We start from the raw sequence: 14714 nt of genomic DNA, 5'->3' as shown, positions 1-14714 counted from the left end.
AATCTTTAAGGTTTGTCCCTGTTTTTTTATGTCTTGTTTATTCGTTTATTACCTGTAATGCTTTATTTATCTGTGTAAGAAAAAATATATCGAGCTGTGAAACTGGGTGTCATTTGTAAATTAGACCATAAATAATAGAATACCTCTCTGTTTTATTTTGCCCTTTAATCAATTTAGCGTACCTTTGCATTGATTTCATGTTATTTGATAATGTCAAAGGAAAATAGATTCGACCTTTTAAATAAAATACAATCGCCTGCAGACTTGCGTAAGCTTTCTTTGGATGATTTGCCAAAGTTATGTCAGCAGTTGCGGAAGGATATCATAGAAGAGGTTGCCGTTAATCCAGGTCATCTTGGCTCCAGCTTAGGTGCAACTGAAATAACGGTGGCGTGCCACTATGTTTTTAATACTCCAGAAGATCGTATCGTATGGGATGTCGGTCATCAAGCATACGGCCATAAGATTTTGACGGGTCGTCGTGAGAACTTCTGTAATAACCGTAAGTTAAATGGTTTGATGCCATTCCCTTCTCCTTTTGAGAGCGAGTATGATACCTTTACTTGTGGACATGCCTCTAACTCTATTTCGGCTGCCTTGGGCATGGCTGTTGCTTCTAACCTTACGAAGCAGCATCGTCATGTCGTTGCTATTATTGGCGATGGAGCCATGAGTGGTGGTTTGGCTTTCGAGGGTCTGAACAATGTTTCCAGCCAACCTAATGACTTACTTATCATTCTAAATGACAATGATATGTCTATTGATAGGGCAGTGGGTGGTATGGAACAGTACTTGTTGAAGCTTGACACCAACGAGACATACAATCGTTTACGCTTCAAGGCGTCACAATGGCTGCATGATAAAGGCTTATTGAATGATGAACGTCGAAAGGGTTTACTGCGTTTTAATAATGCTCTTAAGTCAGCCTTAGCACATCAGCAGAATATGTTCGAAGGTATGAATATTCGTTACTTCGGACCTTTTGATGGGAATAATGTTGAAGAGTTGGTTCGTATTCTTCGTCAGTTGAAAGATATGAAGGGACCAAAACTACTCCATTTACACACCAAGAAGGGTAAGGGATATGAACCTGCTGAGAAGAGTGCGACGGTATGGCATGCTCCTGGTAAGTTTGACCCAGAGACAGGTGAGCGTATTGTGCAAGACTGTAGCAATGAACCACCTAAGTTTCAAGATGTATTTGGAAAGACGCTATTAGAACTTGCAAAGAAGAATCCTCGTATTGTTGGTGTTACACCTGCTATGCCGACGGGTTGTTCTATGAACATAATGATGAAGGCTATGCCTGACCGTGCCTTCGATGTGGGTATTGCGGAGGCACATGCAGTCACTTTCTCAGCTGGTATGGCAAAGGATGGTTTACAGCCTTTCTGTAATATCTATAGTGCCTTCTCACAGCGTGCATATGATAGTATTATCCACGATGCAGCTATACTTAACCTTCCTGTAGTCCTTTGTTTGGACCGTGCTGGATTGGTAGGTGAAGATGGTGCGACGCATCATGGTGCTTTTGATATGGCTTTCTTGCGTCCAATTCCTAATCTTACCATCGCCTCTCCGATGGACGAACGTGAACTTCGTAGATTGATGTACACGGCACAGTTGCCTGATAAGGGAACTTTTGTGATTCGTTATCCACGTGGTAATGGTGTTTTAACTGATTGGGAGTGTCCGCTGAAAGAGATAGAGGTAGGAACAGGACGTCGTCTTCATGATGGCTGGGATGTTGCTGTATTGAGTATCGGACCTATTGGTAATGATGTTGAAAAGGCTATAAAACTGATAGAGAGTGCTGAATCTCCAAAAACAGAAGGTCATTGTCCATCAATCGCACACTATGATATGCGTTTCTTGAAACCATTAGACGATAAACTTCTTGAAGAGGTTGCAAGTCGTTTCTCACGCATCATAACGATAGAAGATGGTGTACGCAATGGTGGATTGGGTTCTGCTGTTACAGAGTGGATGAGCGATCATGGCTATACACCACAGATAACTCGTATGGGTATGCCTGACCATTTTGTAGAGCAGGGAACGGTACAACAGCTACGTGAAATCTGTGGAATAGATCTTGAAAGTATCAAGAAAGAGTTAATTAAGGCTAACTGATAATTTATCACTTACGCCTCATCATCGTTTAAACGAAAAAGAAAAAGAAATGAAAATCATCATAGCAGGAGCATACGCCATAGGAACTTACTTGGCAAAACTGCTTTCTCGTAATATGCAGGATATCGTACTCATGGATGAGAACCCAGAGAATCTGGAGAAAATCAGTAGTGAGTATGACTTGCTAACTATGGAATGTTCACCTACGAATATCAAGGGATTGAAAGAGGCTGGTGTTGAACATGCTGACCTCTTTATCGCTGTTACTCCAAGTGAATCGGGTAATATCGCAGCTTGTGTTATGGCGCATCAGTTGGGTGCAAAGAAGACTGTTGCACGTGTGGACAATCCAGAGTATGTTGAAGAACAGAATAAGGAGTTGTTCCGTCAGATGGGTGTCAGTGATATTATCTATCCAGAAATCCTTGCAGCAAGGGATATTATCAATGGCTTGAAGATGTCATGGGTTCGTCAACGATGGGATGTACATGATGGAGCATTGGTAATGTTGGGTATCAAATTGCGTGAAACTTGTGAGATACTCAACCGTCCTTTGAAAGATATTAGTGGTCCTGATGATCCTTATCATGTAGTCGCTATAAAGCGCAATGACGAAACGATTATTCCTGGAGGTAATGATACTTTGCAGTTATATGACTTGGTTTATTTCATGACCACAAAGCAGTATATTCCGTATGTTCGTAAGATTGTTGGTAAGGAACATTATGTCGATGTACAGAATGTTATCTTTATGGGCGGTGGTAAGACTGCTGCACGTGCCGTAAAGATGCTGCCTGAATATATGAATGCGAAGATTATCGAACAGAATCCTACTCGTTGCGAGATTCTTAATGATATCTTCAGTGAAGACAGACTGGTTATCAATGGCGATGGTCGTGATATTGGTTTGTTGCAGGAGGAGGGAATTCGTCATACACAAGCTTTCGTGGCATTGACTTCAAATGCAGAAACGAATATTCTTGCCTGTCTTACGGCTAAACGACTTGGTGTTCGCAAAACTGTTGCATCAGTAGAGAACTTTGATTACGTGAATACAGCTGATGGACTTGACATTGGTACGATTATCAATAAGAAAGCACTTGCAGCCAGTCATATCTATCAGATGATGCTTGATGCAAATGTAGCAAATGTGAAGTTCCTTATGTCTATCAATGCTGATGTGGCAGAGTTTGTGCCAAGCCCTGAGTCAAAAATCACTCGAAAGGCAGTAAGAGAATTAAATCTTCCGAAGGGGGTAACGATCGGTGGACTCGTAAGAAGCGGAGAGGGAATGCTTGTTTCTGGTAATACACAGATTGAAGCAGGCGACTCTGTTGTGGTCTTCTGTTATAATGTTGATATGAAAAAGGTGGAGAAATTATTTATTTAACCATGCTTAATCTGAAACTTATTTCCAAAATTCTTGGATCCTTGTTATGGATAGAAGGCGTACTGATGCCCAGTTGTCTATTCGTGTCCTTGTTTTATAATGGCAGTGACGTTATACCATTCGTGTGGAGTATTCTCATAACAGTAGGTGCTGGTTTTATCTTCCGACTGTTAGGTCGTCATGCTGACAATCTTCTTGGACGTCGTGATGCTTATTTTGTTGTAACGATATCTTGGATTTTTTTTACTATATTCGGTACACTCCCCTTTATGATTAGCGGAGGTATTGGGAGTTTCACAGATGCTTTCTTTGAGGCTATGTCAGGCTTCACAACAACTGGTGCAACGATTATAGACTATCCTGAATATCTACCAAAAGGACTCCTTTTCTGGCGTTCATTGACACAATGGATTGGTGGATTGGGAATAGTATTCTTTACTATAGCCATTCTCCCTTCTATGGTGGGCGGTTCAGTAAAGGTGTTTGCGGCTGAAGCGACTGGTCCTATTAAAAGTAAACTACACCCACGTCTGAGCACAAGTGCTAAGTGGATATGGGTAGTTTATTTGGTTCTGACTACTGCCTGCATTCTATCATATAAGGTATGTGGTATGGGATGGTTTGATGCTTTCAACTATTCAATGACCAGTACTGCGACGGGTGGATTCTCTCCGGAGAGCGGTTCTATCACAACCTTTCATTCTCCAGCAGAGGAGTATGTCTCTGCATTATTCTGTTTCCTATCTGGTGTCAACTTCACATTGCTATATGCCTCGGCAGCAGGATTAGATATTAAGAAGCTCATAAAGAATAGCGAGTTCCGTTTCTATACCACCATGGTACTCTCGTTTGCTATCTTTATTGCTTTTGAGCTTGTTTATCGTAATCATTATGATATAGAGCATGCCTTCCGTAGTGCGCTCTTCCAAGTTGTTTCCTTTATAACAACGACAGGACTTTTCAGTGATGATGCTGCTAAATGGCCTCATGTCACATGGGTTGTCTTGGCTGCTTGTATGTTCTTTGGCGGCTGTTCTGGTTCTACCAGTGGTGGTATCAAGAGTATTCGTGGTGTGATGTTATTAAAGGTGGTGCGCAATGAGTTCCGTCAGATACTACACCCTAATGCTGTCTTACCAATGAAGGTTGATGGAGTGAATATACCACAGTCAAAGCGTGTAACACTTTTAGGTTTCATCGGACTTTATCTTATTCTGACGCTCTTCTGTGCTTTTACGATGATTGCCTTTGGTATTGATAACACGAATGCTATCACAATTACATTGAGTTGTTTGGGTAATGTTGGACCTACATTGGGTATGGAAATCGGTCCTACAATGTCGTGGGCACAGTTGCCAGACTTTGCAAAGTGGATTTGTTCATTCCTCATGCTTGTAGGTCGTTTGGAACTATTTACTGTCTTGGTACTTTTCTCTCCTGCTTTCTGGAAGGAAAACTAAAGGTAAACAAAGGCTATCTTCCTGTCTGACTCGTACGGGAATCACAACTTTTATGGGCTTTTATTACTCCTGTCTTACCAACGATAGTGAATTATTTTCATGAAAAGAAATATTTATTTTCACGAGAGAAAATATTTCTTTTCATGAAGAAAAAGATTTATGATCGTGAAAGTAAATTGTTGATAACTGTAAATGCTTTCTCTATTTACTCTCCTTTGGATGTTATATAGTGTGTTATACGATGTCAAGAGTGCCTTGTTTTTATTTGCTAAAAGGAAACAAAACGATAATAAGAACTATAAGAATTAGGTTATAATACCACGATTTGGGTATAATGTGGACTCTAAAAACTATCATACAAACTTCTTATCAGTATTTTAACAGTAATTGTGTTGGGAATAAGTTGATAATGTGTAAATTTGTAACCGATAAACTTAAATATCATAACCAAAACGCACTATAATGAAAAAGAACAAATTATTGATTTTAGTTGTTGCACTTATGGCAACACTATCACTTACTGCTTGTCTGAATGATGATTATGAAGAGCAGGCAAAACGAAACCTCCCAACTGCGGCTGAACTGAAGGCTGCAAGCCATACTATTCAAGGTCTTTATCATGGTAAACTTTCCAGATATGGTCTAAACGAACGGGAACAGATAGAAAAGCAGGATTCTGTCAGTACCACTTGGGAAATCAAGGATGATACAACACTCATCATCAAAAATATCCCAACTAAGATGTTGACAGCAAGTATCATTGATACTAACTTAAAGCAGGCGGTTGAGGCTTTGCCAAATCAGGAAATCAAATGTGCTATTAGCGTGTTCAGCGTGAAACCAATCCTCTTTTATATTGCTCCTTATCGTTTGGATTTAGGTAAGGTTACTTATGGGGGTAAAACTCATGATGTAGCTATAGCTTTCCTTTTCAAGGCTGATTATACCTATGGCGGTTATGATGCAGATCGTAAGGTGCTTGGTGCTCGCCTTTTAGAGGCAGGAATGGTTGTTGATGGTGTCTTCGACAAGTCTGTTAGTAAGGGTGCAGATAGCTTCTATCTTGCTTCTGAACCAAGAGTATAAGTTTTTAAAAACAGTATAAGCAAAAGTCCGGGATTTTCTTTTCAGAGATTCTCGGACTTTTGTTTTCTATAATGGTTTAATCTTTAATGTTAAATAATGATAATTTATAGGGTTTGTAACTTTGTTGTACAATTTTATTTTATATTTTTGAAAAATAAATCTGATTTTTAACTAAAAACAAAACTTTTATGAAGAAGAAAACTATTTTTACTATTTTGTTTGCGTTGTTAAGTATGACAACTTCTTTTGCACAGAAGGTCTCTATCCCAGAACCTGAGTTTGCTGACCAAACATTTTTGCTTACTTCTAACACAGAGTATGTGAAATTGCCACGCGAATCTGGTGTTGTCAAGACAAAAGCGGGTGCTTCGTTGTATCTTGTTGGTATTGGAAAGATAAAGACACGTATTACTTTGAGTGGTCCTACTTCATCTGTAACAGTACCTGCTGGTAAGGATGTTCGCCTTATTATTAAGGCTGCGAATAATTCAACCGACCCAGAGTCTTTTATCAATATCTTCCCATTTGAGGTAAAGGGAAAGGAGCGTAGAGCGCAGTTGGCTGAAGCTGGAACGTTGTCTGCAACTAAAACAAACTCTCTTGGACAAATATCTTTTCAGGCTAAGAAGTATGGACAGAGTTCTTATTATATTGTTATTGAAAATCTTAAACCAGGTGAGTATGGTATCTCTTTAGGCGACCCTGACAAACGAAATGAAAAAAATGATATGAAAATAACGACTTTCAGTGTAAAATAAGGTTGTTTTTTTAGATGTAATGTAGCTGTGCCATCATTCTTAATAATGAGTGTTGGTGCAGTTTTTTATTAAGTAGGATTTATCATACTATAAGGATATAGTTTTGAACGAATAGTTATATATGTTGTTTATGATTCTGCCATTTTGTCAGTCTTCCTCTATTGGCATATCATTTGTCTAATTATAGGCGAACGACGCTGAAAGCGATAGCGACAGATAGTTATATCTGATAAAGCTACAGCGATAAGCGTCAATAACTGAATACGAATAATAATAAAATAAAGATATACAATTATGGGAAAGATTATTGGAATTGACTTAGGAACAACAAACTCTTGTGTTGCTGTATTTGAAGGTAACGAGCCAGTGGTTATTGCTAACAGCGAAGGTAAGCGTACAACTCCTTCTGTTGTAGGTTTCGTTGAAGGCGGCGAGCGTAAGGTGGGTGACCCTGCTAAGCGTCAGGCTATCACAAACCCAGAGAAGACCGTTTACTCTATTAAGCGTTTCATGGGTGAGACTTACGAGCAGTGTCAGAAAGAGGCTGAGCGTGTTCCATTCAAGGTTGTTAACGATGGTGGTTATCCACGTGTACAGATTGACGACCGTAAATATACTCCACAGGAGATTTCTGCAATGATATTGCAGAAGATGAAGAAGACCGCTGAGGACTATCTCGGTCAGGAGGTGACTGATGCAGTTATCACCGTACCAGCATACTTCTCTGACTCACAGCGTCAAGCAACTAAGGAGGCTGGTCAGATTGCTGGTCTTAACGTACAGCGTATCGTGAATGAGCCTACTGCCGCAGCACTTGCTTATGGTGTTGATAAGGCTAATAAGGATATGAAGATTGCCGTATTTGACCTTGGTGGTGGTACGTTCGATATCTCTATCCTTGAGTTCGGTGGCGGTGTGTTCGAGGTACTTTCTACTAATGGTGATACTCACCTTGGTGGTGACGACTTTGATCAGGTAATTATCGATTGGCTCGCTGACGGCTTTAAGTCTGAGGAGGGTATCGACTTGAGAAAGGACCCAATGGCAATGCAGCGTTTGAAGGAGGCTGCTGAGAAGGCTAAGATTGAGTTATCAAGCTCTTCTTCTACAGAGATTAACTTGCCATACATCACAGCTGAGGGTGGCGTTCCAAAGCACTTGGTTAAGACCTTAACTCGTTCACAGTTCGAGCAGTTGGCACACAGCCTTATTCAGGCTTGTCTCGTTCCTTGCCAGAATGCTATCCGTGACGCTAAGTTGCAGACATCAGATATCGATGAGGTTATCCTCGTAGGTGGTTCAAGCCGTATTCCTGCAGTGCAGACATTGGTTAAGAACTACTTCGGCAAGGAGCCTTCAAAGGGTGTTAACCCTGATGAGGTGGTTGCTGTTGGTGCAGCTATCCAGGGTGCTATCCTTAATAAGGAGAGCGGTGTGGGCGACATCGTATTGCTCGACGTAACTCCTCTTACCCTCGGTATTGAGACAATGGGTGGTGTAATGACAAAGCTCATCGATGCTAACTCTACTATCCCTTGCAAGAAGAGCGAGGTGTTCTCAACCGCAGCTGATAACCAGACAGAGGTTACTATCCACGTTCTGCAGGGTGAGCGTCCAATGGCAGCACAGAACAAGTCTATCGGTCAGTTCAACTTGACAGGTATTGCTCCAGCTCGTCGTGGTGTTCCACAGATTGAGGTAACATTCGATATCGATGCCAACGGTATCCTTAACGTATCAGCTAAGGACAAGGCAACAGGTAAGGAGCAGAGCATCCGCATCGAGGCTTCAAGTGGTTTGAGTGAGGAGGAAATCAACCGTATGAAGGCTGAGGCTGAGCAAAACGCTGCAGCCGACAAGGCAGAGCGTGAGAAGATTGACAAGCTGAACCAAGCTGACTCAATGATCTTCACCACCGAAAACTTCTTGAAGGACAACGGTGATAAGATTCCAGCCGACCAGAAGTCAGGTATCGAGTCTGCTCTCCAGCAGCTCCGTGACGCTCACAAGTCAGCTGACGTTGCAGCAATCGACACTGCTATCAACAACCTCAACACCGTTATGCAGGCAGCATCACAGCAGATGTATAGTCAGGCAGGTGCACAGGGTGGTCCTCAGCCAGGCGCAGACGCTGGTCAGCAGGAACAGCCAAAGCAGGATGACACCATCCAAGATGCAGACTTTGAGGAAGTGAAGTAAAAGTGCTAATAAACGCTAATCAAAAATAAGTAAATCCCAGTAACATAATAAGTTGCTGGGATTTTTATTTCTTAATAATAATTAAATCTTATCGTTTTTAATCGTTTTTGTGCTTATATTTGTACCATATTTGTGCCGCGACTTAATGGGAGATAACGTGCGACTTAATTTAAAAGATAAATTGATAATCAAATAGATACAAATAGTATGGCGAGTGCAAAATTTCAAATAGAGCGGAAATGCGAAATTTGTGGTAAATCTTTTATTGCAAAGACGCTAACCTCCAAATACTGTTCTAAGAACTGTTCTCAAGCAGCATATAAGCAAAGGAAAAAGGAAGAACAGTTGGATGCTTTGAAAAGAGAAAAGGCAGCGAGAGTTCCGAAGAACCAGCTTTATCTCTCAATAGCTGATGCAACTGCATTATTTGATATTGGACGAGATTCCCTTTATCGCTTAATCAGGAATAAACAAGTCCGTTATTATAACCTCGGACTAAGGATGATACGTATTTGCAAAGCTGATTTACAAGAACGCTTCAATCTACGTCCTTACGATGAAAGAAGAAAAGAAAAACAATCGGAAGTAAAGACTTATCGGCTTGAGCCTGAAGATTGTTATACAATTGGAGAAATAGCTAAGAAGTTTGGTATCCATGATAGTACTGTATATCTGCATATTCGCAAATATTCTATTCCAACAAGACAGATTGGTAATTACGTCTATGCGCCAAAATCAGAGATAGACAATTTGTATAAACACTAACCCACGACATACAATGAGAAAGGAACTTGATAATACAAAAGCAACAGTACGATTGCGAAAGAGTGCCTATCGAAAAGAATGGTACCTGTATATAGAAAGCTATCCTGTGAGGGTAGCTGGCAAAGATTCTCCACAAAGAGTTCGAGAGTATCTAAACCGCACTATTACAACTCCTATTTGGGATAAAAGCAGAACTGCTCGTACAACCGAAGCAACTCAAACTTTCAAACCTAAACGAGATTTGAATGGAATTATCTTGTGCAAAAGTGAGATAGATCAAGAGGCCTGTATTTATGCAGATAGTGTTAGAAAACTAAGGCAGCGTGAATATGATAATGCAAGTTTGTATAGTGACACAGAAACAGCACAAGCAGAACAGAAAGAACGATTGCAACAAAATTTCATCAAATACTTTGATAAAGTGGCAGACAAGCGACACCGTAATAGTTCCCTTTCAATTCAAACAAACTGGGAACGAGTACATGTTTTGTTGAAAATGTTTGCTGGAGACACGCTACTCTTTTCACAGATAGATAATAGATTGGCAGAAGATTTCAAGTTTTTCTTGTTATCCGCTCCTTGTGGTGGAAGTAAAAAAGGGACAATATCACGAAATACAGCTTCCACGTATTTTTCTATTTTTAAGGCTGCACTCAAACAAGCATTCATAGACGGATATTTGACTATAGATTTATCTGCAAAAATCAAAGGCATACAGGAACAAGAATCCCGAAGGGAATACTTAACTCTTGATGAACTGAATAAGTTAGCTAATACCCCTTGTGAACGTGATGTACTTAAACGTGCAGCACTATTCTCAGCTCTGACAGGACTAAGACATTGCGATATTCAAAAACTAAAATGGGATGAAATAGCCATAGAAGGAAACCAAGCTAAACTTCTCTTTACTCAGAAAAAGACAAAAGGGGTAGAGTATATGCCTATCTCGGAACAGGCGTTTAAGCTTTGCGGAGAGCCAAGACAACCAGAACAACTTGTTTTTGAAGGGTTACCAAATCCTTCTTGGATTTCTCGTCCATTAAGGGCATGGATTGAAAAAGCTGGTATTCAGAAACACCTCAGCTTTCATTGCTTTAGGCACACATTTGCTACCCTTCAACTTGCAAACGGAACAGACATTTATACTGTAAGCAAGATGCTTGGGCATACAAATGTCAAAACAACTCAAGTATATGCAAAGGTTGTCGATGAAAAGAAAAATAAAGCAGCCAATGCTATTCAAATAGATATTGAAAATGATAAAACTTAATTCGACAACATAATATGAATACCAAATATTTTGAACATATTGTAGTATATCTGTCCGTTCTTGTTGTTTGTGTCATCATTGCGTTGTTTGCAAGAGTGGTTGCCTTACGTTTAGGGGTTGATGAATTTACTGCACAAATAGTCTTTTGGAGTGTTGTTGCCATAGGCATCATCATTTATTCTATATTGTCTATTTTGGTAGAGGGACTATTTACAGCATTAGTCAAGTTTTTCTTTCCAAAGAAACAAGAAGATAAAACAAATGATAATGCATCCGACATTGAGGCAGAACAAGTAGTAGATAGTGTTGGCGGTCCATCTTCCGAACAACACCAACAATCAATGAACTTTGACTCAATTCGGCAACAGCAACAAAGGTTAATGGACCAGAAAGTACAAGATAAACGTGCTATAGCTATTAAATATACTCAACAGCAATTCGCACCTTATGTTTCAGATAAAGATTTGCTCAAGCTTTGTGAATATATAGAGTTGTACTCCGCTAAGCTTCCCTTATCACACGTTGAACCAATTAATATTAAAGGTTTAGTTGCCTTAGACCTGTTTCATTTTGGTTGGAATATATGGAACCATTTTAGAGTTGGCAAACAAGATGAAATTTCGCAGTTCCTTAAGCAGGTTTTTGCCATCACATTCAAAGATGTGGAAGTTGGAAGTATAAAAAGCCATCTCCGTGATGATGAGAAGAAAGGCACTATACCTATTGTACAAAGCCTTTCAGACCACCAAATAACAGAATAACACACAAACCTATTGTGTTTTTATAGTGTTTCCTCTGTGTCTTAGGACACAGAGGAAACACTTTTTTCATTTGCACCGTAAAAACTAATAACAAGTATTATGGTACAAAATGAAATCACTTTTGAGAACTTGCCAAAGGCAGTTGCTCACTTAGTCAGCGAAGTTGCTGAAATCAAGAATTTAGTATGTAAAGGACAAAAACCTATTGTCCCTCCCAAACGTATTCCTATTGGAATAGATGATGCGTGTAAACTAATAGGGAAAGCCAAGCCAACAGTTTACACCTTAGTACGAAAACGCTTACTACCTTGTTATAAGAATGGTAAGCATCTCTATTTTTTTGAAGATGAGTTGTTGGCATGGATTGAAGGAGGTAAGAAAAAGACTGTTGCCGAAATCAACGAGGAGGCAAAAACTTTTATCTCTGAGAAACATTCTGATTCTTCCCTTTTATAAATTAAATATATGTATTATGGAAAAGGAAAGAGCTGAAGGGCGAGCCAAGCAATCTAAGAATGAACGCATAGAGCAATTCTTGAAAGAGCATTATGCTTTTCGTTTTAATACTGTTAAAAGTAGAACAGAGTTTCGAGAACAAGATTCTAATACTTCATTCCGTCCTCTTACTAAGTATGATATTAATTCTATGCGTCGGCTGGTAGATGGGACTTTGGGAATATATACTCCAGCAGATAATATTCGAGCAATATTGGAGAGCGACTTTTGCAATAAAGTTAACCCAATTCGTGAGTATTTGTTGAATCTTCCCAAGCCTAAAGGTGAAGATGAATCTGAAATCATAAGGTTGGCAAATTGTGTTGTGGTGAGAAATCCTGATAAATGGAAACACTACTTTGTAAAATGGCTTGTTGCTGTTGTTGCCAATGCTATGGATGATTTACAGTGTCGTAATCATACATGTTTAGTTCTTACAGGTGAACAAGGAAAATTCAAAACAACTTTCCTTGATTTACTCTGTCCAGAAGAACTGAAGAGTTATCTTTTCACAGGAAAGATTGACCCACAAGGAAAAGATGTACAAACACTGATCGCAGAATATCTTTTTATCAATATTGACGACCAGCTAAAGGCACTCAATAAGAGAGATGAAAATGAATTGAAGAATCTGATAACGACACCAAGAGTAAAATATCGTAGACCATACGACACTTACATAGAAGAGTATCCTCACTTAGCAAGCTTTATGGCATCTGTTAATGGTAATGATTTTCTGACGGATCCGACAGGCAGTCGTCGCTTTCTACCTTTTGAGGTTGAGCACATTGATATTGATGCTGCTAAAGAGGTTAATATCAATAAGGTGTACTCCGAAGCAGTTGAATTGTGGAGAGTTGATTATCATTACTGGTTCAATGAAGAGGAAATAGCCGAACTACATCAAGAGAGCGAAGGGTTTCAAGTGCAGACTGTTGAGTATGAAATGCTTCTTAAAGGCATGGAAAAGCCTGCAGCAACTGAAGAGAGTTATATGACCACTTCTGAAATCTTAAACTATTTGCGTGGATATACGACGCTTAACCTAAGTGAAAGGAGAATGGGAGAAGCCTTGAAAAAGGCTGGTTTCTTGCGGAAATCCAAAAGGATAGGCGGCAATCCAATGTATGTCTATCATATACGCAAGATTGTTCCCAATCCCTTTATTCAAAGTTACAATACTAATTATTAATACTACTTTACTACAAAGAGATATAAAGCATTGAAAGAAAAAAGGTTAGACCGTAGTAAATAATGATATAAGGTATTACTACCTCATTACTACCAACCTACCATATACATTTGCAATGATTACTACAAAGATAGTTAGTACTACATATTTTTCTTTCATTGCCAATGACTTACAAGAATATCACATTGTAGTAAGTACTAAACTTAAAAGTTACAAGTATGACAATAGATGAAATTAAAGCAATATCTATTAAAGATTACTTAGGTAGTATGTCTATATACCCTAAAAAAAATTATGGCTATTACGGAATGTATAAAAGTCCATTCCGAAATGAACATACTCCAAGTTTCAAAGTTGATTATAACCAAAATCTATGGTATGACTTTGCACTTGATGAAGGTGGGAGTCTTATAGATTTAGTTATGAAATTACATAATTTCAGTTTAATACAAGCTATAGAGTTGTTTAATGGCAAACAAAATATCCTGCCAAAATTATCCATAGCTAATAGCGAAACAAATTCTCCAAGCCAATCACGTATAGAGATTATCGGCTCTATCTTCTTATGTCATCCGAATCTCATAGAATATTTCACACATAGAGGAATCAATCTGAACATTGCGAAAAAATATTGCAAGGAAATTCATTATAGAGTTGGTGATAAGAAGTATTACGCAATTGGCTTTTCAAACAATTCTTATGGGTATGTGTTGCGCAATCCATACTTCAAAGGGTGTTTGCCACCTTCCGATGTGTCGTATGTTCCCAATCCTTCAGAACAAATCAATCTATTTGAAGGTTTTATGGATTATCTTAGTCTGCTTACGATGAGTCCAGATGAAGAGAAGAAAGCTGCACTGATACTTAACTCGATTAATAATATCAAAAAGTCAAGATTTTTCCTTTCAAAGCACAAGCTCATCTGTTCATATTTAGATAATGATGAAGGAGGAAAGCGAACTTTAGAACAACTTAAAAGAGATGGTTTTACTGTCCAAGACTGCTCTTCTGTCTTCCAGAATTATAAAGACCTAAATGAGTATTTATGTGCTGAATTCAAGCATTCAGAGAAAGCAGAAAACAAAAAAATCAAAGGGATTAAGCTATGATTACAGGAATATGCTCCGCATGATCTGTTTTCGTGGAGCAAGTTTATGTTTTGGGCATACCAAAACCACTTGCTCCACCTCCTGACAGTCGTTGCAGAG

Annotated in this window: 12 protein-coding genes; all 12 read left to right on the top strand. The window is 39.2% G+C overall.

Translation table 11 applies throughout. The features are described 5' to 3' along the window. Positions 1 to 210: 210 nt before the first annotated feature. The 12 genes from dxs (at position 211) to HMPREF0659_RS05670 (ending at position 14615) form a co-directional block, all read left to right on the top strand. A complete protein-coding gene (gene dxs / locus HMPREF0659_RS05725) occupies positions 211 to 2130 on the top strand; it encodes a 1-deoxy-D-xylulose-5-phosphate synthase (RefSeq protein ID WP_013264912.1) in 1920 nt (639 codons plus the stop codon). A gap of 49 nt (positions 2131 to 2179) precedes the next feature. Then, positions 2180 to 3520 carry a Trk system potassium transporter TrkA gene (gene trkA / locus HMPREF0659_RS05720; RefSeq protein ID WP_013263942.1) on the top strand — a complete coding sequence of 447 codons (1341 nt, stop codon included), beginning with the start codon at positions 2180 to 2182 and terminating at the stop codon, positions 3518 to 3520. A gap of 2 nt (positions 3521 to 3522) precedes the next feature. Next, entirely contained in the window at positions 3523 to 4980 is a 1458-nt protein-coding gene (locus tag HMPREF0659_RS05715; protein ID WP_013263904.1) for a TrkH family potassium uptake protein, read from the top strand. Between the two features lie 462 nt (positions 4981 to 5442). Continuing rightward, complete coding sequence (locus HMPREF0659_RS05710; protein ID WP_013263859.1) at positions 5443 to 6066, top strand: DUF4840 domain-containing protein; 624 nt, start codon at positions 5443 to 5445, stop codon at positions 6064 to 6066. 188 nt (positions 6067 to 6254) lie between these two features. Beyond that, positions 6255 to 6824, top strand: a complete 570-nt coding sequence (locus tag HMPREF0659_RS05705) for a hypothetical protein (protein ID WP_013264101.1) — start codon at positions 6255 to 6257, stop codon at positions 6822 to 6824. Between the two features lie 294 nt (positions 6825 to 7118). Continuing rightward, positions 7119 to 9023: a molecular chaperone DnaK gene (gene dnaK / locus HMPREF0659_RS05700; protein ID WP_013264074.1), complete on the top strand. Its 1905-nt coding sequence runs from the start codon at positions 7119 to 7121 to the stop codon at positions 9021 to 9023. Between the two features lie 207 nt (positions 9024 to 9230). Further along, positions 9231 to 9788 (top strand): helix-turn-helix domain-containing protein, encoded by a 558-nt coding sequence (locus tag HMPREF0659_RS05695; RefSeq protein ID WP_013264617.1) that lies wholly within the window; start codon positions 9231 to 9233, stop codon positions 9786 to 9788. Positions 9789 to 9801: 13 nt separating this feature from the next. Continuing rightward, positions 9802 to 11058 carry a site-specific integrase gene (locus tag HMPREF0659_RS05690; protein ID WP_013264746.1) on the top strand — a complete coding sequence of 419 codons (1257 nt, stop codon included), beginning with the start codon at positions 9802 to 9804 and terminating at the stop codon, positions 11056 to 11058. A gap of 14 nt (positions 11059 to 11072) precedes the next feature. After that, entirely contained in the window at positions 11073 to 11819 is a 747-nt protein-coding gene (locus HMPREF0659_RS05685; RefSeq protein ID WP_013263995.1) for a hypothetical protein, read from the top strand. Positions 11820 to 11918: 99 nt separating this feature from the next. Further along, positions 11919 to 12275: a helix-turn-helix domain-containing protein gene (locus HMPREF0659_RS05680; protein ID WP_004368398.1), complete on the top strand. Its 357-nt coding sequence runs from the start codon at positions 11919 to 11921 to the stop codon at positions 12273 to 12275. Between the two features lie 16 nt (positions 12276 to 12291). Further along, positions 12292 to 13506 carry a virulence-associated E family protein gene (locus HMPREF0659_RS05675; protein WP_013264167.1) on the top strand — a complete coding sequence of 405 codons (1215 nt, stop codon included), beginning with the start codon at positions 12292 to 12294 and terminating at the stop codon, positions 13504 to 13506. 218 nt (positions 13507 to 13724) lie between these two features. Then, positions 13725 to 14615 (top strand): toprim domain-containing protein, encoded by an 891-nt coding sequence (locus tag HMPREF0659_RS05670; protein ID WP_013264338.1) that lies wholly within the window; start codon positions 13725 to 13727, stop codon positions 14613 to 14615. The last annotated feature ends 99 nt before the right edge of the window (positions 14616 to 14714 follow it).

The organism is Prevotella melaninogenica ATCC 25845, assembly GCF_000144405.1.
GTDB lineage: Bacteria > Bacteroidota > Bacteroidia > Bacteroidales > Bacteroidaceae > Prevotella > Prevotella melaninogenica.
This window is presented reverse-complemented; position numbering and strand designations above follow the sequence as displayed.